The organism is Salinivibrio socompensis S35 (genome assembly GCF_000513715.1).
Taxonomy (GTDB): domain Bacteria; phylum Pseudomonadota; class Gammaproteobacteria; order Enterobacterales; family Vibrionaceae; genus Salinivibrio; species Salinivibrio socompensis.
Map to the genome: position 1 here is coordinate 1 of NZ_AQOD01000020.1, position 23,641 is coordinate 23,641.

Below are 23,641 nucleotides of genomic sequence, written 5' to 3' on the forward strand. Positions count from 1 at the left end.
TGAGCTGCTGAAGCTGGATAAATACAACCTGCTTATCGTTGATGACGTGGGTTACGTTCGCAAAACGGAGCAGGAAACCAGTGTGCTGTTCGAGCTTATCGCTCATCGATATGAAAGACATAGCATGATCATCACTTCAAATAAGTCGTTCGAGCAATGGGATGAGCTGTTCGACGACTCAACAATGACCATCGCTGCCATCGATCGGCTGGTGCATCATGCGATCATTCTTCACTGTGAAGGTGAAAGCTACCGACGCAAAATGGCAATGAGAGAAGGTAGTTAGAAATCAGTATCAACCGGCCAGGATAATTGACGGAAAACCGGCCAAGATAATTGACGCTCTATACCTATGGACAACTTGTCCATATTCCTGACCACGCTTGCCATATTGGCATGCATGGCCATTGTCGCGGCCAACGTTCTTCTTGCCCTAGTTACGGCATGGATTATTGCTTACGCGGGAATCTTTGTCTTGGGCTTCGGTGGCTCGCGCTGGACCTCTGACATTGCCGTCAACTATTTCCGGAGTGTGGCCGGTATAGCACTCAAAATCATGACAATGACACTGCTGGTTGGGATCGCTGTTTCTATTATCGATGGTTATCACTCCGACCTTTCAGAAGGTGCGCCCATGGACGAATTGTTGGTCATTTTCGTTGTGTCCCTTGTCATGGTTATTCTCGTTAACTCCGTACCAAACGTGGTTGCAGGCTTGATCCCTGGCGGTGGTGCTGCTGCGAGCGCTGGTAGTTCATTCAGTGCAGGGGCCTTGATTGGTGGTGCTGTCGGTGCCGGTGCAGCCGTTGCATCGGGTGGTGCTGCGCTTGGAAGCGCTGCAATGTCCGGGGCGACTAACATGGCCGGTGGAGCTAGTGCTGTAAAAGCAGCCTTTCAAAAGGCGCAATCCAGTATGGCCGGTGGAGACATGCCGAGCTTCGGCGGTAGCTCTAGTGATACCGGCGAGAGCTGGGGTGGTAGCACCACTGGCAGCGATAACGCGAGCAAAGGTGATACGCCATTTGCCCAGGCAGCAGGTTTTTCCGGAGCGGGCGGTTCCAGCTCTGGCGGTGGGTTTGGTCGGGCAGCTTCTCTAGCAGCCGGAACGGCTGGCGAGCTTGCTAAAGGGGTCGGGGCAAAGATGGCCGGAAGTTTTCAGGACAAGGCTAATCAGACCGCCGGCGGACGCCTGGCATCCTCGATTCGTGAAAGCATGGAGCCAAAGAGTGATAACGATGCTGGTAGAGCTGATCAGGTGAGTGATACCGCATCTTTCGACAGCGATAGCTTAAGCGGTGGCAACGGCGGCGGTTGGGTAAACCAAACAGGCGGCTTTGATGCTCTGTCCAGCGAGGACCAGGACAAGGCCCGCCAATCACACGCTGAGTGGCAAGCACGCGACCCGGAAAAGCACACCTTCGACGTCGGGGACTACGTTTCGTATGCCCAGGAACGCCAGCAGGAACGTAATGAAGAGGTTGCCAGCTTTGTGAACCGCGATCGGCAAGATACGTAAGGAGATAAGACGATGAAAGAACGTAATTTCATGGCTGCCATGGATATGCTCGACAAAGACCAGGAACACCGCACAGAAGCCGATTTTGTGCCGGTTGTCGAACCATCGACCGAGGAAGAGAAAGACACCGACGCGGAGATTGCGGCCTTTGTGAATCGCCCGGACCCTACTGGCCGAGTGGAGGCATCGAGCAGCACACGCATCAGCAATGACTCAGGGGCTGGAACCGGGAAAACCCCGTTTTCAGAAGTGGCCGGGTTTTCCAATACCGGCTTATAGAAAGCACACGGGCCGGTGATGGTGCACCGGCCCGCATTTTCACATACCACCTGTCAGAGAGGTGACACATGACAACCACGCATAATATCGAAGTCCAGCAAGCAATTCATCAGGCAGCAACCAAGCTGGCCGCCATGGAGTTCATCGACCAGGAAACCGCCCAGCAGATTTCGCCCGTCGCGGAGGCGGTCGCCAATATGTTCACGATCCTTTACTACCAGGCTGAAACTGGCCGAGCGACGCCGGAGGACTTCCAGGAGGCTTTAGCCACCATCCGGCAGGCGACAGGGAATTAAGACAAACGATATGATGAACGATAAGACAGAACGAGTAACGAGGAAGGGCAGTACACCTATCAAAGTGTACTGCCTGCCCGAGGAAAAGGAACAAATCGAAGCGCAAGCGAAGCGGGCCGGTATGAGTGCAGCGCGTTAGCTGCGGGAGGTCGGGCAGGGATATCACATCTCAGGTGTGGTGGATTATGAGCAGGTTCGGGAGTTGGCTCGAATCAACGGCGACCTTGGCCGCTTGGGCGGCCTATTGAAGCTATGGCTGACCGATGACGTGCGAACTGCCCAGTTCGGCCAGTCAACAATCCTGCTGTTCTCAGTAAGATCGAGGCGACGCAGGAGGAAATGGGTAAGGTCATGACCAAGATTGTTATGCCGAGGTCTGAACCGTGACCCTGAACACAGATAGCCGGAGCCAGTTGCGAATGCAGGGTGTGGCTATCTACCCCCTGTTTCGGGGATTTCCGATTATTACCACCTTCTCTGGATTTTTTTACTTGGGCCGCGATCTCATGCAGAGACAGGTTGCTTTCCCCGCTTCGCTCCCCAGCTGCTATAGCACTTTTCAGCGCTGATATTTGATTTTTCTGACGTTCCATCACGCTGTCTCACGTATTTGCATTTCGACCCGGAGGCCTGCCGTTGCAGCCATGTTAACAAGCGCATCGAGGCCGAACAGATCAACTTTTCCCCTTGTGAGGTCTGAAATGCGGGGTTGTGTCACGCCGAAAACCTTGGCGGCCTGTGACTGGCTTAGGTGGGTGCGAGTAATGTGTTCCTTTAGAGCGGACATGAGCGCTGCACGTAGCTTTATGCTCTCATTGTAAGCAGAGTTTTTTTCGATGGTATCTTGATCTTCCAACTCAGTCTTTATGACTGGTGACGTTTCCGCATCAGCAACATCAAGGGACAATTGTTCTTGGGAAAGGCTTGATATTTTTTCTGAAAGATTAATCTTTCCTTCGGCCTTCGCGCGTGCATGGGCAGACATGAATGTAAGAAGGTGGTCGAGTCCAGACTTATCAGAAATGGTCACAAAGTCCTTGTTTTTATTTACAAATACCAAAGACTTCTTCTTCTCACGAAGAAGCTCGATAACATTGCTTAGAGTCCCTGTGCTTTTGCAATCCCAAATCATTAGGCCGTAATCACTGCTTCGGGCCATTTCTAGATCTTTGGCTGTGAAATAAGCTCGACTACCTGCTTTCGCTTTTGAATGGACTTTATGAACGGGCCAATCAGCAACGTTGTTACGTGGGGCATCCCCTGTGCAGTAAACTGTCACCTTATTGGCTTGGAAGTTGTATAGACATTCTTGTATGGAGGTATCGGCTCCATCTGCATCGCCGACAACAACGTTAAAGTCAGACGATACAACTTTATGGATTCTCTCTTGCACCTTTTCATGCAAGCGACTGATGGAGATCGAACCGGCAATAAATACTGTTGTCATGGGTCACTTCCACGTTATCGAGGCGGCATAGATGCGATTAATTTTGTTGTATGTCCGCAAGGCTTTACAGACCGCATCCATGGTTGCGCCGGTGTCAAATAAGTCATCTAGCAAGAGTGCATTCCAGCAACCATCATTGGTGATGCTTGGGATAATACTGAACCTACCCTGCAATGCCGCGTCCTTTTCCTCGCGACTGTGTAGATTTTTTAGTTGCGGGCTTCCCTCCGGCGGGGGAGATTTCACAACAATATTGCCGAACACTGGGATGCCGGTAATTCGACCTAGCTCCGCAGCAAGTTCATCAACCGGTTGCCGAGCACGTATGGTTGAGGCTGGCATAGGAATGATCAAACCGACTTTCTCGAACAATGGCAGCAGCGTGGTTTGCAACTGCGCTGCGATTGGTGCGACCTGGTCCCAATCACTCCGGTATTTGAGCTGGTATAGGGCTTCACCTGGTTCAGACCGTGTAGTGTCAAACCGAGGGTGTCCGTATTCATCATCCCCGAGGTAGGTACTCGTAAGAGTGTGCTTATGCAGGGCATAGCCAAGGTCCCAGCTTCCTTCGAGTTTCTTAACCTGGATTTGCATGCTTGGCGCTCCTTCGGGTGTTTTTGTGTTTCCGGGGAAATCCAGATACCATGGCTTGAGCATACAAAATATTGTATAATTCTTCAAGTGTAATCGCTTAAGCGACCATAACCAAGGGCATAGCATGAATGAGGAACGAAACCGGGACACCGGCCCTGCTGTGCGCCGACTGACTCCCGGTGAACTGGCCGAGCTGCGCCGGGATATGCCGAGGCGTCGACCTGGCGCGGGCAGAGCTGAAGCGGCGGAGAGCCGAAAAACAGAAAAAAAACTGAATATGGTATAGATAATGGTATTTAAGAGTTTAGATAATGTAATATTCTGTAATTAAAGGGAATTTATTTATTGTTGATAATAGAGTGGGAATAGGACTCGCTAGATATCGAATTAAGCTTTGCCAACTAACAACAATGCCAGTCAGTTTTCTGACTGGCATTTTTTTATGATCATGTTAGTTATCACTTTTGTCGTTATTGCTGCACAACACCAGACTCGGCCCGAAGATGAAAGCCATAGCCGACAAAATGGCGGTGTTCCAAAACAGGTTGGCCGCCCTGGAGTTCATCGACCAGGAAACCGCCCGGCAGATTTTGCCCGTCGCGGAGGCGGTCGCTAATATGTTCACGATCCTTTACTACCAGGCTGAAACTGGCCGAGTGACGCCGGAGGACTTCGAGCTGGCGTTAACAGCTATCCGGCAGGCGACAAGGAACTAAGGCAAAAGGTGATGAACGATAAGACAAAACGAATAACGAGGAAGAATAGTACACCTATCAAGGTGTACTGCTTGCCCGAGGAAAAAGAACATATCGATGCGCAAGCAAAGCGAGCAGGAATGAGCGCTGCGCGTTATCTGCGTGAGGTTGGCCAGGGCTACAAGATCAAGGGTGTGGTCGATTGTGAGCAGGTCCGGGAGTTGGCTCGAATCAACGGCTATCTTGGCCGTTTGGGTGGCTTATTGAAGCTATGGCTGACCGATGACGTGCGAACTGCGCAATTCGGCCAGGCAACAATCCTTGCTGTTCTTAGCAAGATTGAGGCGACGCAGGAGGAAATGGGAAAGGTCATGACCAAAATTGTTATGCCGAGGTCCGAGCCATAACAAGGTTATGTTCGGTCCCCCTTATTTTACGTCGGCGGGCCAGTTCTTCCTTTGCCCAAGCTGAAGACTCCATCATATCCTCCCATCAATCAACTCGGTAACTAACAGGCATACCGAGTCTTATAACTTTGTTCATCGCTTTCACGTTGGCAATGCTTCGCCAGCTTGTGCATAGTAATCACGTAGTGTCAGTTACGCGTTATGTTAACTGGTGCCTGCTTCATTCAAACTCTCCGCTCATCTTGCAGAATTCAACAGTGCACGGCCAACGGTACCTGTTTAGCGCTGAAATAAAGCGTATACATCGTAAAGATAGCCTATCAGAATTGCTAGGCGCTGCTCGCTCAGACACTCTGTTGGTGTGCAATAGACTAACGGCTCATTTCGCCGTATTTTTGTCACCAAGAACGCGATCAATTTTATTGATGAGGCCGGTAACGCTCGTGTGAGTTATAGCGGGCTGAATCTATGGATTGAGGGGAAAAATAGCGCTAAAAACCACCTAGCAATTCCACAGCCGGCAAAGCCGAGGCTAGGTTTTATGAAGCTGCTGTTTGCTTTGTTGGTTCAAGAGGATGTGTTACATCTACCATTTCGAGCAATAGCTGAGATGGAAAATATTTCATTAGGTATGGTGAGTAAGGGATTTAAATACCTGGAGGCTGAAAAGCTTGTCAGTCTGGGTAGTACTCGTCGCATTCTGGAGAAAGAAAGAGGCCCTTTATCATATCTGGATTGAACACTATCGTACGGTACTCAGGCCAAAGCTCGGTGGGTTAAAATTAGTTGCTCCGGATGATTGGCGAGACATCCCTTTAACATCCGACGCTGGATATCAATACCAAAGCATTACTGGCTGTTGCTGAGCTGCTTGCAAGCAGCGATAGCCGAAATAAAGAGGTTGCCGAACGCATCAATGAGCAATATCTACACCTTAAAACACTCCCTGATACCCGCGTGTGAGCCAGGTACAAGGTCGTGACAGTTCTGGCCGGATAGCAAAGCTGTATCCCAATTAACATGAAAACCGCCCCAAGTGAGGCGGTTTCTTTATCACGCTGAGTTAAGGTATCAACCAGCTGCTTGTAACGCTTTGATCGGTGGTTGCGGGTGCTGCCTGGCTTGAGCTAGATCATAGTTCACCTGCATGGCGAGCCAGGCTCGGGCCGTGCTCACTCCTGCCATTTCCAGGCGAAGCGCAAGGTCAGGCTGATCGCTGCTCGGCCGTTCAGTACACGGGACAGAGCTACACGGGACATGCCCAGTCGCTCGGCTGTTTCCTTAACAGACAGGCCCAGCTCAGCAATAACGTCTTCGCGCAGCAATTCGCCAGGGTGCGGAGGTTCATCATCATGGTTTATTCTCCCTAGTGGTAATCGACGTAATTGACCAATTCGACATCCACTCCAATGAACCGAAAGGTCACACGCCAGTTGCCGTTTACCCGAATTGACCAGTACCCGTTCAGCTCACCTTTCAACTGGTGTAATCTGAACGAAGGCATGTTGAGGTCGTCTGGTCCAGCGGCAACGTCCAGTAACGCCAGGATACGACTTAGTTTGGCCGCATGTGCCGCCTGAATGCCTCGGGTCGTCCCAGTCTTGTAGAAGGCTTCAAGCCCTTTATGTTGGAATCCTGTGATCATGGGTTTTAGTGTATCTCGTAACGCTACACTTTACAAGTGAGAGCTATCATAACGGGTTTCTGCTTCTGTGGATGACACTGTATTCCGAAAACAGGAGGGTAATCATGAAGAATATTACCTGAGTTATCGTTAGCGCGTTGGTCTCAGATTACCGCCTGACGCACTTTGGCAGACACCCATTCTGACACCAGCACTGTTGCTAATATCACCACGAAGATCATCGCGACCTGATTCCAGGCGAGTGTTGCCAATGAGGCGCTGAGCTGTATACCTAGTCCGCCGGCACCGACTAGACCGAGAATGGTGGATTCACGGATGTTGATGTCCCAGCGAAACACGCTGATGCCCCAGAAGGCGGGTAATATCTGCGGTACAATGGCGCAGTCGATGATCTGGGCACTGCTGGCACCGGTGCCCGTATAGCCTCTACCTGATTGATGTCAATTTCTTCAATGGCCTCATACAACAACTTAGCGATAAAACCGATGGAGCGCAGGCCAATGGCGATCACGCCCGCGAGCAGGCCAGGGCCGATTACGGCGACCAGTAGCAGCGCCCAGATCAACGAGTTGATGGATCGGGAGGCAACGATCAGCATCAGTGCTAGCGGCCTCACAAACCGTCGACTGGGAGTGGTATTATTGGCTGCCAGAAAAGCCACCGGTACCGCGAGGCTCACTCCGATCAATGTGCCGAGAGTGGCGATGTTGAGGGTGTCCCACAGCGGTTTCCAGAGTTGGTCAATGTAACTCCAGGCCGGCGGAAACATACGCCCGCCGATATCTGCGGCTTGATCCGGTGCATCACTGACAAACGCCCAGATGGTATTTTCGTTCATCAATTTCCAGCAAAACACCGTCAAAGCAATGAGTGAAAACCAGCCCAGCCAAAGCAGTAGCGTCTGCTGACGGGAGCGGAATGGCCAAATATGTGGAGTAGAGTGTGTTGTCATTGGAACCACCTACGGATATAGGACGATGAATATTCCACCATCAGCACAATCGCGATGACGATAATAAGAATAGCTCCTGCCGAATCGTATTCGTATCGGTCAATAGCGGTATTTAGGGTGGCGCCGATGCCCCCTGCGCCAACAATGCCGATCACCGCTGACTCTCGAAAATTGATGTCCAGTCGGTACAGAGAAAGTCCTACTAGCCTCGGCATCACCTGGGGCTGTACCGCGTAATTGACCACTTGCCACCAGCTGGCACCAGTGGCGCGAATGGCTTCAATCTGACTGCCGTCGCAGGCTTCGATATCCTCGGCCAACAACTTGGAAATAAAGCCGATGCTGGCGAAAGCCAGGGTCAAAAAACCGGCAAAAGGACCAAAGCCGAACATGGCCACGAGCAAGATGGCGATAATAATTTCTTGAAAAGAACGAGACAGGGTAATAATACCCCGACAGACAAGATAGACAGGCACAGGAGCTAGATTACGGGCGGCGCCTATGCCGATAGGAACCGACATCAGCACGCCGGCAACGGTCGACGTCACAGTCATGGTCAGGCTTTCAATCAGCCCGGCCCGAATATCGTACCAACGGCTGGTGAAATCCGGCTGCAAGAAACCTTCGATAAATTTCCAGCCTTGAACTAGGCCCAGAGATACGCGCTGCCAGTCGATCTCAATGCTGAGCATGGCCAGCACAAGATAGATCAGGCTCCTGCGTAGATAGCCCGTCGCCAACCAGTGTGGGTGAACAGTACGGGGGGGCGCTTCCAAGTGGTTGGGTAAGGTGGCTGCGTTTGCATCAAACCTCCTCCATGAGATCCAACGCCGATGTGTGAGCGCTTTCGTCGGTTGCATCCTCGCCACGCATGGCGGTCCAGTCCTCGTCGCCGTAGATACGGGTGAGCACTTCGTTGGTAAGGGCATCCGGCGAGCCGTCGAACACCACTTCGCCCGCTCGCAGACCGATAATCCTGTCAGTGAACTGCTGCGCTAGCATCACATCGTGAATATTGATAACGGCGGGTAGACCCCGCTCCCGACAGGCATCGCCGATCAGTCGCATGATCTGGCGGGAGGTTTTAGGATCCAGCGAGGCGGTGGGTTCGTCTACTAGTAACAACTCTGGAGCCTGCTCGAGAGCCCGAGCAATGCCAACTCGCTGCCGTTGGCCGCCGGACAGTCCATCGGCTCGTTTGTTGTAATGATCTGACAGCCCCACCTGTTCTAATAAGGAAAATGCTTGCGTGACATCTTTTGCGGCGTAGCGGCGAAAAAACGATCGCCAAACTGAAACATAGCCCAAGCGCCCGGACAGCACGTTTTCCATTACCGTCAGTCGTTCGACCAAAGCGTATTCCTGGAATATCATGCCAATCCGTCGGCGGGCTCGGCGTAAGGCGCTGCCTTGCAGGTGAACAAGGTCTGTTTCGCCCAGTAAAATGGTCCCTCCAGAAGGCTCGACCAGTCGGTTAATACATCGGATTAGGGTGGATTTACCCGCGCCAGAGGGGCCGATCAAACCGAGGACCTGTCCAGCAGGCACCTCGAAACTAACTTCCCGTAGGGCCATATCGCCCGTGGTGTAGGTTTTTGATAATTTATCCAGTTTAAGTACGTTCAAGAGTCACCTCTTACTCGCAGTTGTATTGAACGCCGTTGGCGGCATCGATTTTACGGATCACTTCCCAGTGTTCTTTAAACGTAATCGGGATGAACTGTCCCTCGCCAGATTTGGAAAACTCCTCCTCCAGGGCTGTACCTTCCCAGTCAAAAGAGAAGAAGGCGTCTTTGATTTTTTGCTGCAACGCTGGTTTCAGGTTATGTGCTAGGCCGTAAGCTGTGGTGGGGAAAGTCTGGGACTTGTAAATGGATTTGATCTGATCCTCGCTAATCACATCGCGGTTCAGCATGCGGGCAAGGACTGAATTGGCAATGGCGGCGGCTGGATAATCTTGGTTGGCCACGCCCAAAATGGAATTGTCATGCTTTCCGGAAAATACCGGCTTGAAATCTTCTCCGGGCACCATGCCATAATCGGCTTTCAATATCGCCGAGGGTGCCTTGAAACCGGAATTGGAGGTCTGGGAAGTAAAGGCCATCTCACCATCGCGGATGTCTTCCACTTGTTCAATGCCGGAGTCGGGGTGGGTGATGATTTCCATCTCGTAGCCAAAAGAACCGTCGGCAGCCGCCATCATAGTGAAAGAACGGAAGCCACCGCAGGCAACCGCAAGCGGATTGGATCCAGTATTAAATCCAGCAATATGTAGGCGGCCTGCCCGCATGGCCTCGATCTGGGCGGCGTTGGATTGTACCGGGAAAAACTGGACTTTTTTACCCGTCTCTTCTGATAGGTGCACCAGGAATTCGGACCAGACCTCACGGTAAACCCCTGGATCTTCAACCGGCGTATAAGGCAAAAATCAGGGTTGAAGGGTCTATTTGCTTTGCCTTATCGGACGGGATGTCGGCGATCAGGTCGCCGTCTTTATCCTGATAACGTGCGTCAAGGGTGAACGCCTGAGCTGCCAGAGGGGCAAGCAGGGCGATACCTGCCATAAAGAGAAGCTTTTTCATTGTCATTGGACTCCATTCGATTAAGGGGACTTACTAATTCGAGCGTAAGTTGAGCCGGTGACAACTTAATGACAGCGCTCCACTGATCCGGTCTTCCTTCAGATCTTCTACACGTAAAGATATCTCATAAAGCATGGGTTTGAACCTGTATTACTAATGAACGCTTTCACTATCTTCCACCCATCATGTTTTTGTTTCTAAATGTTTCAGTGCCCTCTGTAAGCTTCCGTTTTTTGTGCTGCTTTTCTCATTAAAAAATGATTTAACATTTGGTTAACTGGCTTTATTGTGGCTTACTATGCTGATTTTTGCTTTACTGACGATCATTTGTCATTTTATTGTCACTGAAACCTGCTGGATCAGGTAAGCCAAAACACAACATCGAAAATAACGGAGTTCTCTGTGAGCCAACACATTCGCCAATCAACCGATGCTGACCGACCGCGCGGCATGGATCGGTTTTTAAATATGATAGAGCGCGCGGGTAATCGGATCCCAGATCCTGCCTTATTGTTTTTCTGGGGGCTGATCACCGTTTGGGTGCTTTCCGCTCTCCTGTCGCAGATAGAATTTAACTCTGTTCACCCGCTGACCGGTGATACCGTCCAAGTCAAAAACCTTCTTACTGGCACTGCGCTCGCCCACTTTTTAACCAGCATGGTTGACACTTTTACAGGATTTGCGCCGCTTGGGATTGTACTGGTTGCGATGTTAGGTGTGGGGGTGGCCGATCAGTCTGGCTTTATCACCACCGGCCTTAAGAAAATGCTGAGTGTGACACCTAAGCAAGCGCTTACGCCGATGCTGATTTTGGTGGCGATCGTTTCCCACACCGCGGCAGATGCCGGCTATGTGCTGGTGATCCCACTGGGCGGAATTATCTTCCACGCCGCAGGCCGTCATCCACTGGCGGGTATTGCGGCGGCGTTTGCCGGGGTCTCGGGTGGTTTTTCTGCCAACTTTATTCCCTCTGGCATTGATCCATTATTGGCAGGCTTTACCGAGTCGGCCGCACACGTGTTGGATGACGGCTATCAAGTCAACCCTCTGGCTAACATCTACTTTACCGGATTGTCGTCGATCTTGATCGTGGCACTCGGCTGGTTTGTCACCGAGAAAATTGTCGAGCCGCGCCTTAATCGCATGTCTATCGATGAAGATGCTGAAGAGGCTCCGGATCTGGGCTCATTTACGACGATTGAAGGCAAAGCTTTTAATCGTGCTGGGCTGGCGATGCTGGCAGGGATTGCAGCCTTGGTCGCGGCATCTTGGCCAGAAACGTCCCCGCTTCGCTCACCGGCAGGAGAGCTCACTGCCTTTGATGCACCGATCATGCAATCGATCGTGCCGCTCATTTTTGTGCTCTTTATTATTCCAGGGATTGTTTATGGCAAAACTGCGGGCACCTTTAAAACCAGCCAAGACGTGATTAAATCGATGTCTGACACCATGGCAACCATGGGAGCTTACATGGTGATGGCGTTTTTCTGTGCCCAGTTCTTGGCGGCATTCACCCAATCAAACATTGGTACGCTGCTGGCGCTTAATGGCGCGGAGCTATTACAGTCCATGAACCTGCCGGGTGAGATGACCATTGTGGGGATGATTTTGCTGACCGCGATGGTGAACTTGTTAATCGGTTCGGCGTCGGCCAAATGGGGCTTGATTGGTCCGATTTTGGTGCCGATGTTGATGGTGGTCGGGATATCGCCTGAGTTATCGCAAGCGGCGTATCGTGTGGGTGACTCGGTGTCGAATATCATTTCGCCATTAATGGTCTTCTTCCCTCTGGTCGTGGTCTACTGTCAGCGTTATGTGAAAGCCACTGGCATTGGCACCGTGGCTTCTATGATGATCCCCTACTCATTGACCATGCTGGTGGGCTGGACCCTATTTTTATTGGCGTACTGGGCATTCGGGTTGCCATTGGGTATTCAATCAAGCTACCAATATCTGGTGCAATAATTACCACATAGGGTGTTCATCGTCTATCGCGATGTATGTAGATATAAGCCGGCCTTCGAGCCGGCTTATTTGTGTCGTATACTAACCATTAATGGCATAGCCAATGAATTGAGGTTGGAATGAACGAACCACAAACGTCGGATACGGTTCACGACGTTTATATGCGCCAGGCGATCACGCTGGCCGAGAATGCAGAGCAAGAAGGTGAAGTGCCCGTGGGGGCAGTCGTGGTCTATCAAGGCGATGTGGTGGGTATGGGATGGAACCGCACCATTACTCAACATGATGCCTCAGCACATGCCGAGATTATAGCCTTACGCCAGGCAGGGAAAGTGCTGGGTAATTATCGGTTATTGGATGCGGATTTGTATGTGACCCTTGAGCCCTGTCCGATGTGTGCAGCGGCTATGGTGCATGGCCGTGTCAGAAAAGTCTATTTTGGCGCACCGGATCCCAAAACCGGTGCGGCAGGCTCGGTGATGAACTTACTCAGTTATGAAGGCGTCAATCATCACGTTGCGTGTCAGGGAGGGGTACTAGAAGCGGCATGTCGCGATCAGTTGCAAGCCTTTTTCCGTCGGCGTCGTGCTGAAAAAAGGCCGCTAAAAAAGCAGCCCGTGGGGAAACTATCGCATCATCTGATACAGGCCGTGCGTCCTAAAACACATCATCAAACGCGGCAAACTCACGAATCGCAAACGCGCGTTGGCGCCACAACACTTTCTTATGCATATTCTGGCGCATCCGCTTGCGCCGGTTCGCAGATGTCATGTTATTTCTGCGAAAGCTTTGTTTTACCAGCCGTTTTCTTGGAACCATGTTATCCTCATTGCGGTTGTTTTTCTGCCTGCGGTACTGCGTTTTCCACCGACCCTCTGACACAGGGTCCGGCACTAGTTCAGATGTTTGCTCAGGCGATGCTTCAGGCGCGATGATGGTTTGTAGCCCCCCCAGCGCTTCGATTTGTTGGCTATCTAGTGACTCTATATGCGCTTTCTCATAGCCTAGAATACTTTGGTAATAACGACGAATGTTCTCGACATAACTCAGGGCTTCATAGCCTCTGGCATAACCATAACGGCTTTGCGTGTAATACTGACGTTTGGCCAGTAGTGGTAGACGCTGTTTTACGTCACTCCAGGAGTCGGGATCGGCACCTTGTGCTTCAGTCAGTCGCCGCGCATCCATCATATGACCAAAGCCAATGTTGTAAGAGGCGAGGGCAAACCAGATACGTTCGTGTTGATTGACGCTGTCAGGCACACGGTCGAGTACGCGCTGTAGGTAGCGTGAGCCTCCCTCTATGCTTTGCTCGGGATCCAGGCGGTTGCGCACGCCGACGGATTTAGCAGTTGGCAGAGTGAGCATCATCATCCCGCGTACCCCTGTGGGAGAAATGGCACGTGGATTCCAATGTGACTCCTGATACGACAAGGCGGCAAGCAGGCGCCAGTCAAAGTCGTTCGCATGCTTTTTGAAAAGAGGCTCCCACTGCGGCAATTTACTTTCTATGGCCCGTAAAAACGCGCGAGTATCGACGTAATCGAATTGATCCACGTGACCAAAATACTTTTCTTCCAAAATCGCCAATTCACCGGTTTGGTTCAGCTCGCCGAAAAAGTTGACCATAAGCGCATAGGCGCTACTGTCGCCCTGTTTTTTCATAAACCAAGCCACAGGTTCATCTTCACTGAGGGCCATGGCGACGGCAATATCAGGTTGGGTACGTTGCGTCAGGGCTATATCGACCGAGTCGGCAATAGTAACGTCGATCTGGCCATCTGCAACCTGTTTGAGCAGCTCGTCGTCGTCGGCATCTTGCACGACTTTCCAGCTTAAATCGGGATGATCTTTTTTCAGTTTTTGTAAGGTGAGATCGTGGCTTGAGTCTTCAACCACCGCCATGACAGCGTCTTCGCGGTTAAAATCGCCGACATCACGAGGGCGCCAATGACCTTTTTTATACACCACTTGTTGGCTGACAAAGTAGTAGGCGGGGCCAGGGCGAAATTGTGACAAGCGTTGGTCGGTAATGGTAAGGCCAGCAGCAATCAGATCGACGTCGCCGCGCTCAAGGGCTGGAAAGAGGCCGGATAGGGTGTAGGTGGGCACCATTTCCAGTTTGACGCCAAGCTTGTCAGCAAAACGGGATGCAAGCTCGTAATCAAGCCCTGTCGGACCATCGGGGCCGATATAATAGGAGAGCTCGTTGTTGAGCGTTCCGACTCTCAGCACGCCCCGGTCGCGGATTTTTTCCAGCACGGTACGATCGTCGAAGTGCCAATCACAACCGGTTAATACCAGACTAACCACCAGCACGACAAGGCTAGTCATCCATGATTTCAAAGAAAAGTCACGCTGTGTCAAAGGCTGTCGCTCACTGTTGCTGGCCAGCGTTATTGTGCTAGCGATGATCGATAGACACGACATTCTACGTGAATAGGATGGATACGGATAGAGGGAAAAATTTTTGCGCAAACGGTTGCGTCAGGTGTGTTGTCGCTAACGCTTTTGCCCTATAATGGTCGCCGTTTGCTTAAAAGGCCAGTGAAAACGCGTTTTTGCGTTTTCATAGCACTGCGGTTAAGAGCGTGGTGATACCCAAGTTATCGTGCCAGGATGCGTCAATTTGGGTATACCCTTTCATTTACCGCTAACGAGAGACGTACGCACATGGATATTTTGCGTGGTTCCCCCGCACTGTCTGAGTTTCGTGTCAATAAACTGCTGACTCGCTGCCAAGCGCATCAGTTACCGGTCACGACACTGTATGCTGAGTTTGTTCATTTCGCCGATTTGCATCACCCTTTAGATAGCATGAGTCGCGAGAAGCTCGAAAAGCTGCTGACTTACGGACCAACCTTACCACCGCATGCGCCTGAAGGGACGCTGTTTCTCGTTACCCCGGCCCGGTACCTTGTCGCCTTGGTCGTCAAAGGCGACCGATATTGCCCATAACTGTGGCTTAGAGGCAGTCAAACGCTTGGAGCGCGGAACAGCCTACTATATCAAATTGTCTGCGCCCTTAAGTGATGAACAACACGCGACCTTAATCGGGGTGTTGCACGATCGGATGATGGAAACGGTGTTCAGTGAGCTTGAAGCCGCCCATGTATTGTTCGAACAAGCCAAGCCCGCGCCGATGCACGGTGTGGATATTCTTGCTCGCGGCCGAGATGCCTTAGTTGAGGCCAACCAAGCCCTGGGTCTGGCTCTGGCCGACGATGAAATAGATTATCTGGTCGAGAACTTTACCCAACTGGGGCGTAACCCCAACGACATTGAATTGATGATGTTTGCGCAGGCTAATTCTGAACATTGTCGGCACAAAATCTTCAACGCTGATTGGACCATTGATGGTGAAAAACAGCCGAAGTCGCTGTTTAAAATGATCAAAAATACCTACGAGCAGACACCCGATAACGTCCTCTCTGCGTACAAGGATAACGCAGCAGTGATGACAGGATCGAATGTCGGGCGCTTTTTCCCCACATCCGACAGCCACACTTATCAGTATCACCATGAACCCGCCCACATCTTGATGAAGGTTGAAACCCATAACCACCCGACGGCTATTTCTCCGTGGCCCGGAGCGGCGACAGGCTCAGGTGGAGAAATTCGTGATGAAGGTGCGACCGGTGTGGGGGGTAAACCCAAAGCGGGATTGGTCGGTTTTTCTGTCTCTAACTTAAAAATCCCGGGCTTTATTCAGCCGTGGGAGCGTGATTATGGCAAGCCAGAGCGCATTGCCACCGCGCTCGATATCATGCTGGAAGGCCCGTTGGGCGGCGCCGCGTTTAACAACGAATTTGGCCGTCCTAACTTGCTAGGCTATTTCCGCACCTATGAGCAGTTGGTGACCTCGCATGCCGGTGAGGAAGTGCGTGGCTACCACAAGCCGATCATGCTCGCAGGCGGAATGGGGAATATCCGTGACGGCCATGTGCAAAAAAGCGAGATTGAAGTGGGGGCCAAACTGATTGTGTTAGGTGGCCCGGCGATGAACATCGGCCTTGGCGGCGGGGCTGCATCGTCCATGGCATCAGGCCAGTCAGCGGAAGACTTGGACTTTGCCTCAGTACAACGTGAGAACCCAGAAATGGAGCGCCGCTGCCAGGAGGTGATTGACCGTTGCTGGCAGCTTGGTGATGATAACCCGATTGCTTTTATCCACGATGTGGGCGCGGGCGGCCTTTCGAATGCGATGCCAGAGCTGGTCGATGATGGCGGCCGCGGCGGGCGCTTTAATTTGCGTGATATCCCCAATGACGAACCAGGCATGAGCCCACTGGCCATTTGGTGTAACGAGTCACAAGAGCGATACGTTTTAGCGGTTAAACCGGAAGACATGCCGCGTTTTGAAGCGCTGTGTAAGCGTGAACGTGCGCCTTATGCAGTGCTTGGTGACGCCACCGACGCGCGTCATTTATCGCTCCATGACAGCCACTTCGATAATACCCCCATCGACATGCCGATGGATATTCTACTGGGTAAAGCGCCTAAAATGCACCGAGAGGTCACGCGTCAGCAAGTGACCGGTACTGCACTGAACACCCAAGGCATTGAGCTAGCAGAAGCCTGTGAGCGTGTCTTGCGCTTGCCAGCGGTGGCGGAGAAAACTTTCCTGATCACCATCGGTGACCGTTCGGTGACAGGGCTAGTCGCGCGTGATCAAATGGTTGGCCCGTGGCAAGTGCCGGTGGCGAACTGTGCGGTGACGGCGGCCAGTTATGACAGCTACCACGGCGAAGCGATGGCGATGGGGGAACGCACCCCAGCCGCCTTGCTCGATTTTGCCGCTTCGGCCCGTATGGCGGTCGGTGAAGCACTGACCAATATCGCCTGTGCCGATATTGGCAGCCTGACCAACATTAAGCTGTCTGCCAACTGGATGTCCGCCGCCGGCCATCCGGGCGAAGACGCTGGCTTGTACGAAGCGGTAAAAGCCGTGGGTGAGGAACTGTGTCCTGAGCTGTCACTGACCATTCCGGTGGGCAAAGACTCGATGTCGATGAAAACCCAGTGGCAGCAAGAGGGTGAAAACAAAACCGTGACGGCGCCGATGTCGCTGATCATCACCGCTTTTGGCCGCGTCGAAGATGTACGCCGTACGGTCACACCACAACTGCGCACCGATAAAGGCGACAGCCACCTGATTGCAGTTGATCTCGGTGAAGGGGCGCAGCGTCTTGGCGGGACCGCGTTGGCACAGGTGTATCACCAATTGGGCGATAAGCCTGCCGATGTCACCAGCAGCGCGCGCCTCAAAGGCTTTTTCCACGCGATGCAAACTTTGGTGGCGGAGCAAAAGTTGCTGGCGTATCACGACCGTGCCGATGGCGGGTTGTTCGTCACCTTGGCAGAAATGGCCTTTGCTGGCCACACGGGCATTGATGTCGATATTGCCAGTTTAGGCGACGATGCTTTGTCGGTGTTGTTTAACGAAGAGCTGGGCGCGGTGATCCAAGTCGCCGATCAAGATCTCGAGCGTGTCAACGCGGTATTGGCGGAGCATCAGTTGACCGCATGCAGCCATGTGCTTGGTGGTTTAAATGACAGTGATGAGATTGTACTGCGCCACGGGCAAGCGTCTGTGTATCAAGCAAGTCGTCAGCATCTACGTCAGATTTGGGCTGAAACCACCTACCAGATGCAAGCGCGTCGCGATAACCCAGATTGTGCGCGCCAAGAGTTTGACGCTAAACAGGCCGCAGACCCAGGTTTGCACGCCTCGCTGAGCTTTGATGTCCACGAAGATATTGCTGCGCCGTATATTGTCACCGGTCAACAACCGTCTATGGCCATTTTGCGTGAACAAGGCGTGAACTCGCATGTGGAAATGGCAGCAGCGTTTGATCGCGCTGGGTTTAACGCCGTGGATGTCCACATGAGTGATATTCTCTCAGGGCGTGTCAGCTTGGACGGTTTCCAAGGGCTGGTGGCCTGTGGCGGCTTCTCCTACGGGGATGTGCTAGGGGCCGGCGAAGGTTGGGCAAAATCGATTCTGTTTAATCGCCGCGCTCACGATCAATTTAGCGCCTTCTTTGCTCGTGAAGACACCTTGGCACTTGGAGTCTGTAATGGCTGTCAGATGCTCTCGAACTTGCGTGAGCTGATCTCGGGGGCGGCTCACTGGCCACGCTTTGTCCGTAACGAGTCGGAGCGTTTTGAAGCACGCTTTAGCATGGTGGAAGTGCAATCCAGCTCGTCTGCCTTCTTTGCGGGCATGGCCGGTTCGCGGATGCCTATCGCCGTATCGCATGGAGAAGGACGCGTCGAGGTGCGTGACGCTGAGCACCTGGCGGCAATTGAAGCCTCAGGAATCGTGGCGCTGCGCTACACCGATAATCATGGACAGCCGACACAAGCGTATCCCGCCAACCCGAATGGCTCACCGAATGGGATAACCGCATTAACCACCGACTCGGGCCGCGTGACCATTATGATGCCTCACCCTGAGCGGGTATTCCGCACTGTGGCGAACTCTTGGCACCCAGACGACTGGGGCGAAGACAGTGCCTGGATGCGTATGTTCCGCAACGCGCGGGTGACACTGGGATAAACCCCTATGCCACTCAAGCCGCCAACCGTTGGCGGCTTTTTTGTAATAAGCGTGAATCGGTGGGTGATTTTTTATTCTGCTGCGATACAATTTCAGTTAACCACTTGATCCATCAGGACCGGCCGACGGCCAATGAGAAGGATAACGGAATGAAAAAAATTGAAGCTATCATCAAGCCATTCAAACTCGATGATGTACGTGAAGCACTCGCCGATGTGGGTATTACTGGGATGACCGTGTCGGAAGTCAAAGGTTTCGGTCGTCAAAAAGGACACACAGAGCTCTACCGCGGTGCCGAATACATGGTTGATTTTCTGCCCAAGGTAAAATTGGAAGTGGTTGTATCTAACGATGTGGCTGAACAATGTGTCGATACCATTATTGATACCGCACAAACCGGAAAAATTGGCGACGGAAAGATTTTTGTCTTTGATGTTGAGCGTGTGGTGCGTATCCGTACAGGCGAGGAAGACGAAGAAGCGATTTAATCCTCGCTTTTAGCGAATACGACCCGCAGCAAAAAGCCAAGCATTGATTATGCTTGGCTTTGGTGTACTAATGGGCTTTTCTGGCAATTATGCGCCGGGATTAGCGGGGTGTGCTTGATAGCGCCCTGGCTTGTGGTTCATTGCTAACACTAAGTTGAGCACAATCGCGCCGACCACAGACCACATCAGCAGGTTCAGATCGATGAGGAAGAAAGATAACGCAAGAATGGTGCAGTCGATGCCCATTTGCAGTTTTCCTGCCGAGATCCCGAACTTGTCCTGACAATAGAGCACCAGGACATTAAAACCGCCCAAACTGGCATTGTGGCGGAAAATCATCAACATCCCGACCCCCATCAGTAACCCACCAATCACCGCACAGTAGGCGGGAGCAAGCCAAGTGATTTCGAAAAAATACGCGATATGATCGGCCATCACCGATACCGCCCCACCGGCAAGTACGCTACGTAATGCAAAGCGTGGACTCATTCTAAACCATGCCATTAAGTAAAACGGACAATTGCAAAGAAAGTACAAAGTACCGAACGAAAGGTCAGTAAATTGGCTAATTAATAAAGCAAGGCCTGTAGTGCCGCCGGTTAATAACCCGGCTTGTTGTAAAAAAAAGACCCCTTGGGCGACTAAAAATGCCCCAGAAGCGATCGCGATAACGTCTTCTTTCAAGCTGTGCTGGTATCGACTCACACGGCTTCTCCCTACAAAAAGTGTTAGCAACAAAAATCCCGCCAAAACCTAAATAGGTCGGCGGTTAAAAAGTAAATCGGCATTGCGGGCGCGGATTCTATCGCCAATGAGGGTTGGGAAAAAGTCGATAACGTAAATAATCTGCACCTACATTGTCATTATTATGATACTGCAGTGTAAAATATTTACAGCTGACGCCCGTCTTATTGCGTCGTTCAACAACGAAATATAACCTGCTTTGCAAATAAAAGTCATGCCATAGGCTACCTGATTGAAGGGATTTTTTGTAGAATAGCAAACGCAGTCATGGCGGTAACGAAAACGTTTGCGTGGGCAGGTTAAACGTTTGCTGTTTCCTTGGCTTAATCGCTTTGTTTGGGAAGGCTAAAGCGACTAAGCCAAGGCGTGATCCAAGACATCACACCGAGACTATGTGTTGCTAGGCGGCCTATCCGGCCCTAGCTTTCGCTTTATGGGTGATTGCCCGCCAATGTTAAGTCAGGAGAGACCAATGCTAAAGCGTGACATGAATATCGCGGATTATGACCCAGCGCTGTTTGCGGCGATGGAAGAAGAAAGTACGCGCCAAGAAGAACATATTGAACTGATTGCGTCAGAAAATTACACCAGCCTCGCGTGATGGAAGCGCAAGGCTCTCAACTGACCAACAAATATGCCGAGGTACCCAGGTAAACGTTATTACGGCGGCTGCGAATACGTCGATAAAGCCGAAACCTTGGCGATTGAGCGTGCGTGTGAGTTGTTTGGTTGTGAGTATGCCAACGTTCAGCCTCACTCGGGCTCACAAGCAAATAGTGCGGTCTACATGGCACTGTTAAACCCAGGCGATACCGTACTCGGCATGAGCCTAGCTCACGGTGGCCATCTAACCCATGGCTCGCCAGTCAACTTTTCGGGCAAGCATTATCATGTGATCCCTTACGGTATCGATGAAGCAGGTAAAATTGATTACGAGCAAATGGAACAGCTTGCGCTAGAGCATAAGCCAAAAATGATCATCGGTGGCTTTTCTGCCTATTCACAAGTGGTGGATTGGAAGCGCATGCGTGAAATCGCTGATAAAGTCGGCGCATGGTTATTGGTCGATATGGCGCACGTGGCGGGTTTGATTGCCGCGGGGGTTTATCCCGATCCGTTGCCGCATGCACACGTGTCACCACGACCACGCACAAAACGCTTGCGGGTCCTCGCGGTGGCTTGATCTTATCGAATGCCGGTGAAGACATTTACAAAAAGCTCAACTCTGCTGTGTTCCCTGGCGGCCAAGGCGGCCCATTGATGCACGTGATTGCCGGTAAAGCGGTGGCGTTTAAAGAAGCTATGGAACCAGAGTTCAAAGCGTATCAGGCTCGCGTGATTGATAACGCACGCGCAATGGTGAAGGGGTTCCAGGCGCGCGGTTATAAAATCGTATCAGGCTCAACCGATAACCATCTGCTATTGGTTGATTTAATTGATAAAGACATTACCGGCAAAGAAGCGGACGCCGCGTTAGGCGCAGCCAACATTACGGTAAATAAAAACAGTGTACCGAACGATCCGCGTAGCCCGTTCGTCACGTCAGGTATTCGTGTGGGGACGCCAGCGATTACCCGCCGTGGCTTTACCGAGCAAGATGCCGAGCAGCTCGCGCATTGGATGTGTGATGTGCTTGATAACATCAACAATGAGCAAGTGATTGCAGAAACGAAAGAGAAAGTCCAAGCCATCTGCCGTCGTCTGCCCGTGTATGCGTAATAAATCTGTTCATTTTGTCTGACAAATAAGGCGTCTTCGGGCGCTTTTTTCATATTTGTTGGGGCGCGGGGCCGACCTAAAACACAAATCCCGTATTCCGTTTTTTCAGACAGGCTTTTCCAACCTCTCAAATCGGTTACACTAGCGAGACAATATTGAGGAGACGACGTGCATGCATTGTCCATTCTGTGGTGCTACCGACACCAAAGTGATCGATTCTCGACTCGTGGCTGATGGCCATCAAGTTCGCCGTCGTCGCCAGTGTTTGGCGTGCGCTGAGCGATATACGACGTTTGAGATGGCAGAATTAGTCATGCCGCGGGTGATCAAAACCAACGGGAATCGAGAGCCCTTTGACGAAGAAAAATTACGGGGCGGTATTCAGCGTGCTCTGGAGAAGCGCCCTGTCAGCACAGATGATATAGAAAAAGCGATTAATAGCATCAATCGCGTTTGCGCGCGACGGGCGAGCGGGAAATTGGATCAGCCATGGTCGGTAACTTGGTCATGGAAGCACTCAAGGAACTTGATAAGGTGGCATACATCCGCTTTGCCTCGGTTTATCACAGCTTTGAAGATATTCGCGAATTTGGTGAAGAGATTGCACGGTTACAAAAATGACAATTAACCACCAAGATCAAACCATGATGCACGCGCTTTGACGTTGGCTGCCCAAGGCCGTTATACCACCACACCCAACCCCAATGTTGGTTGTGTCATTGCCCACGGTGATGAGATCGTGGGCGAGGGGTTTCATATTGCGCCAGGTGGACCGCACGCTGAAGTGTATGCCTTAAACGCCGCCGGTGAACGTGCGGCGGGCGCGATCGCCTATGTGACCTTAGAGCCATGCTCGCATTATGGCCGTACGCCGCCTTGCTGTGATGCGTTGATTGCCGCTAAAGTCTCGCGTGTGGTATGTGCCATGCAAGATCCTAATCCTCAAGTGGCAGGGCGTGGTATCGCACGGCTGCAACAGGCAGGTATTGAGGTTGTGATAGGCGTGATGGCTGAGCAGGCAACATCACTCAACCCTGGCTTTATCAAACGTATGCAAGCTCAGATGCCGTATGTGCAGCTCAAGCTAGCGGGCAGCCTGGATGGGCGGACCGCATTAGCTAACGGGAAAAGCAAATGGATCACCGGTGAGTCTGCGCGTGAAGATGTGCAGGCATTTCGTGCGCAAGCCAGTGCCATTTTATCGACCAGCGCTACAGTATTAGCCGATAACCCCAGCCTAAATGTGCGTCGTAGCCAGCTATCTCGTGCCGTCCTCGACCATTATCCGCAATCTGTACTGCGCCAGCCCACTCGGGTGATCCTAGATAAAGATAATAAAACCTCTCCGCAGGCGACCGTCTATCAGCTCGATGGCGAGGTGATCCGTATTGTTGATACACCGAGCAATAAGGTATGGCCGGATAACGTCCAGGAATGGGTGATGCCACATGCCTCGCTCAGCACTATTCTTCGCGCACTGGCTGAGTATGACATCGACAAGGTGTGGGTGGAAGCAGGCGCGAGACTGGCGAATCAGTTATTAACTGAGTCGTTAGTGGATGAGCTCATTGTTTATCAAGCGCCGGTATTGCTAGGCGCAGATAGTCGTCCTTTGGTCGCTTTGAACGGGTTACAAACGATGGATGACGCGCCGCGTTTCCATTTCAATCAGGTCAAGACTGTCGGTGACGATGTTCGCTTAACCGCGATGCTCTCTGAGCATGCCGTCATAACGCAAGAGTATTAAGAC

The 23,641-nt window shown here is 51.8% G+C and carries 22 protein-coding genes and 7 pseudogenes; 17 read left to right on the plus strand and 12 right to left on the minus strand.

Annotation, left to right across the window (positions count from 1 at the left end; all coding sequences use genetic code 11):
* The 6 genes and pseudogenes from DZ54_RS0102760 to traJ (DZ54_RS25760) form a co-directional block, all read left to right on the plus strand.
* A partial coding sequence (locus DZ54_RS0102760; RefSeq protein ID WP_025673024.1) for an ATP-binding protein occupies window positions 1-286 on the plus strand: 286 nt, incomplete at its 5' end.
* Between the two features lie 66 nt (window positions 287-352).
* Window positions 353-682, plus strand: a pseudogene (locus DZ54_RS27020) (type IV secretion system protein); the annotation flags it as partial.
* Window positions 683-1,342: 660 nt separating this feature from the next.
* Entirely contained in the window at window positions 1,343-1,516 is a 174-nt protein-coding gene (locus DZ54_RS27025; RefSeq protein WP_338057020.1) for a conjugal transfer protein TrbL, read from the plus strand.
* A gap of 12 nt (window positions 1,517-1,528) precedes the next feature.
* The gene (locus DZ54_RS0102770; RefSeq protein ID WP_025673026.1) at window positions 1,529-1,795 is read left to right on the plus strand and encodes a hypothetical protein; all 267 of its coding nucleotides are present in this window, start codon (window positions 1,529-1,531) and stop codon (window positions 1,793-1,795) included.
* Between the two features lie 68 nt (window positions 1,796-1,863).
* Window positions 1,864-2,091 carry a type I toxin-antitoxin system ptaRNA1 family toxin gene (locus tag DZ54_RS0102775; RefSeq protein WP_025673027.1) on the plus strand — a complete coding sequence of 76 codons (228 nt, stop codon included), beginning with the start codon at window positions 1,864-1,866 and terminating at the stop codon, window positions 2,089-2,091.
* Window positions 2,092-2,104: 13 nt separating this feature from the next.
* Window positions 2,105-2,446, plus strand: a pseudogene (traJ, locus tag DZ54_RS25760) (conjugal transfer transcriptional regulator TraJ).
* Between the two features lie 237 nt (window positions 2,447-2,683).
* Here the strand turns inward: traJ (DZ54_RS25760) and DZ54_RS0102785 are convergent.
* Both DZ54_RS0102785 and DZ54_RS0102790 read right to left on the minus strand, forming a co-directional pair.
* Entirely contained in the window at window positions 2,684-3,538 is an 855-nt protein-coding gene (locus DZ54_RS0102785; protein ID WP_025673028.1) for a helix-turn-helix domain-containing protein, read from the minus strand.
* A gap of 3 nt (window positions 3,539-3,541) precedes the next feature.
* Complete coding sequence (locus DZ54_RS0102790; protein ID WP_025673029.1) at window positions 3,542-4,132, minus strand: ComF family protein; 591 nt, start codon at window positions 4,130-4,132, stop codon at window positions 3,542-3,544.
* A gap of 124 nt (window positions 4,133-4,256) precedes the next feature.
* Between DZ54_RS0102790 and DZ54_RS25145 the strand changes: the two genes are divergently transcribed.
* The 4 genes from DZ54_RS25145 (at window position 4,257) to DZ54_RS24640 (ending at window position 5,973) form a co-directional block, all read left to right on the plus strand.
* Window positions 4,257-4,418, plus strand: a complete 162-nt coding sequence (locus DZ54_RS25145) for a hypothetical protein (protein ID WP_164831544.1) — start codon at window positions 4,257-4,259, stop codon at window positions 4,416-4,418.
* 217 nt (window positions 4,419-4,635) lie between these two features.
* Window positions 4,636-4,848 carry a type I toxin-antitoxin system ptaRNA1 family toxin gene (locus DZ54_RS0102795; protein WP_025739070.1) on the plus strand — a complete coding sequence of 71 codons (213 nt, stop codon included), beginning with the start codon at window positions 4,636-4,638 and terminating at the stop codon, window positions 4,846-4,848.
* Window positions 4,849-4,859: 11 nt separating this feature from the next.
* Complete coding sequence (gene traJ, locus DZ54_RS0102800; RefSeq protein ID WP_025673031.1) at window positions 4,860-5,234, plus strand: conjugal transfer transcriptional regulator TraJ; 375 nt, start codon at window positions 4,860-4,862, stop codon at window positions 5,232-5,234.
* A 541-nt stretch (window positions 5,235-5,775) separates the two neighbouring features.
* Window positions 5,776-5,973: a hypothetical protein gene (locus DZ54_RS24640; RefSeq protein ID WP_128080440.1), complete on the plus strand. Its 198-nt coding sequence runs from the start codon at window positions 5,776-5,778 to the stop codon at window positions 5,971-5,973.
* Between the two features lie 433 nt (window positions 5,974-6,406).
* Here DZ54_RS24640 and DZ54_RS27660 read toward each other — a convergent pair whose 3' ends face one another.
* The 8 genes and pseudogenes from DZ54_RS27660 to DZ54_RS27665 form a co-directional block, all read right to left on the minus strand.
* Complete coding sequence (locus tag DZ54_RS27660; RefSeq protein WP_476707450.1) at window positions 6,407-6,691, minus strand: HigA family addiction module antitoxin; 285 nt, start codon at window positions 6,689-6,691, stop codon at window positions 6,407-6,409.
* Window positions 6,601-6,879, minus strand: a complete 279-nt coding sequence (locus DZ54_RS0102815) for a type II toxin-antitoxin system RelE/ParE family toxin (protein ID WP_025673033.1) — start codon at window positions 6,877-6,879, stop codon at window positions 6,601-6,603. Before DZ54_RS0102815 ends, DZ54_RS27660 begins: the two co-directional genes overlap by 91 nt.
* A 143-nt stretch (window positions 6,880-7,022) precedes the next feature.
* Complete coding sequence (locus DZ54_RS25770; protein WP_240473895.1) at window positions 7,023-7,217, minus strand: ABC transporter permease family protein; 195 nt, start codon at window positions 7,215-7,217, stop codon at window positions 7,023-7,025.
* A complete protein-coding gene (locus DZ54_RS18510; protein WP_240473896.1) occupies window positions 7,169-7,831 on the minus strand; it encodes a PhnE/PtxC family ABC transporter permease in 663 nt (220 codons plus the stop codon). The genes DZ54_RS25770 and DZ54_RS18510 overlap by 49 nt, the downstream gene beginning before the upstream one ends.
* A pseudogene (gene phnE, locus DZ54_RS18515) lies at window positions 7,828-8,636 on the minus strand (phosphonate ABC transporter, permease protein PhnE). Before phnE ends, DZ54_RS18510 begins: the two are co-directional and overlap by 4 nt.
* Window positions 8,636-9,457 (minus strand): phosphonate ABC transporter ATP-binding protein, encoded by an 822-nt coding sequence (phnC, locus tag DZ54_RS0102830; RefSeq protein WP_025673034.1) that lies wholly within the window; start codon window positions 9,455-9,457, stop codon window positions 8,636-8,638. The pseudogene phnE and the gene phnC overlap by 1 nt, the downstream one beginning before the upstream one ends.
* A 10-nt stretch (window positions 9,458-9,467) precedes the next feature.
* Entirely contained in the window at window positions 9,468-10,256 is a 789-nt protein-coding gene (gene phnD, locus DZ54_RS18520; protein WP_240473897.1) for a phosphate/phosphite/phosphonate ABC transporter substrate-binding protein, read from the minus strand.
* Window positions 10,237-10,413, minus strand: coding sequence for a hypothetical protein (locus DZ54_RS27665; RefSeq protein WP_240473898.1), 177 nt, complete (start codon window positions 10,411-10,413; stop codon window positions 10,237-10,239). The genes phnD and DZ54_RS27665 overlap by 20 nt, the downstream gene beginning before the upstream one ends.
* 450 nt (window positions 10,414-10,863) lie before the next feature.
* On the opposite strand from DZ54_RS27665, the gene DZ54_RS0102840 reads away from it, so the two are divergent.
* Window positions 10,864-12,378, plus strand: coding sequence for an AbgT family transporter (locus DZ54_RS0102840; protein ID WP_051415878.1), 1,515 nt, complete (start codon window positions 10,864-10,866; stop codon window positions 12,376-12,378).
* A gap of 119 nt (window positions 12,379-12,497) precedes the next feature.
* Window positions 12,498-12,986 (plus strand): annotated as a pseudogene (gene tadA, locus DZ54_RS25780) (tRNA adenosine(34) deaminase TadA); the annotation flags it as partial.
* Between the two features lie 49 nt (window positions 12,987-13,035).
* Here tadA and mltF read toward each other — a convergent pair.
* Window positions 13,036-14,712, minus strand: coding sequence for a membrane-bound lytic murein transglycosylase MltF (gene mltF / locus DZ54_RS0102845; RefSeq protein WP_081721576.1), 1,677 nt, complete (start codon window positions 14,710-14,712; stop codon window positions 13,036-13,038).
* A gap of 339 nt (window positions 14,713-15,051) precedes the next feature.
* Here mltF and purL point away from each other — a divergent pair.
* Window positions 15,052-18,940: pseudogene (gene purL, locus DZ54_RS18525) on the plus strand (phosphoribosylformylglycinamidine synthase).
* A gap of 149 nt (window positions 18,941-19,089) precedes the next feature.
* Window positions 19,090-19,428 carry a nitrogen regulatory protein P-II gene (gene glnB, locus DZ54_RS0102855; protein WP_025673037.1) on the plus strand — a complete coding sequence of 113 codons (339 nt, stop codon included), beginning with the start codon at window positions 19,090-19,092 and terminating at the stop codon, window positions 19,426-19,428.
* Window positions 19,429-19,515: 87 nt separating this feature from the next.
* Here the strand turns inward: glnB and DZ54_RS0102860 are convergent, their stop codons facing one another.
* A complete protein-coding gene (locus DZ54_RS0102860; protein WP_025673038.1) occupies window positions 19,516-20,133 on the minus strand; it encodes a YitT family protein in 618 nt (205 codons plus the stop codon).
* Window positions 20,134-20,698: 565 nt separating this feature from the next.
* Between DZ54_RS0102860 and glyA the strand changes: the two are divergent.
* From glyA to ribD, 3 genes and pseudogenes are all read left to right on the plus strand, one after another.
* A pseudogene (gene glyA / locus DZ54_RS18530) lies at window positions 20,699-21,891 on the plus strand (serine hydroxymethyltransferase).
* A 226-nt stretch (window positions 21,892-22,117) separates the two neighbouring features.
* Window positions 22,118-22,512 (plus strand): annotated as a pseudogene (gene nrdR / locus DZ54_RS18535) (transcriptional regulator NrdR).
* Window positions 22,513-22,549: 37 nt separating this feature from the next.
* Window positions 22,550-23,638: a bifunctional diaminohydroxyphosphoribosylaminopyrimidine deaminase/5-amino-6-(5-phosphoribosylamino)uracil reductase RibD gene (gene ribD, locus DZ54_RS0102875; RefSeq protein ID WP_025673039.1), complete on the plus strand. Its 1,089-nt coding sequence runs from the start codon at window positions 22,550-22,552 to the stop codon at window positions 23,636-23,638.
* The last annotated feature ends 3 nt before the right edge of the window (window positions 23,639-23,641 follow it).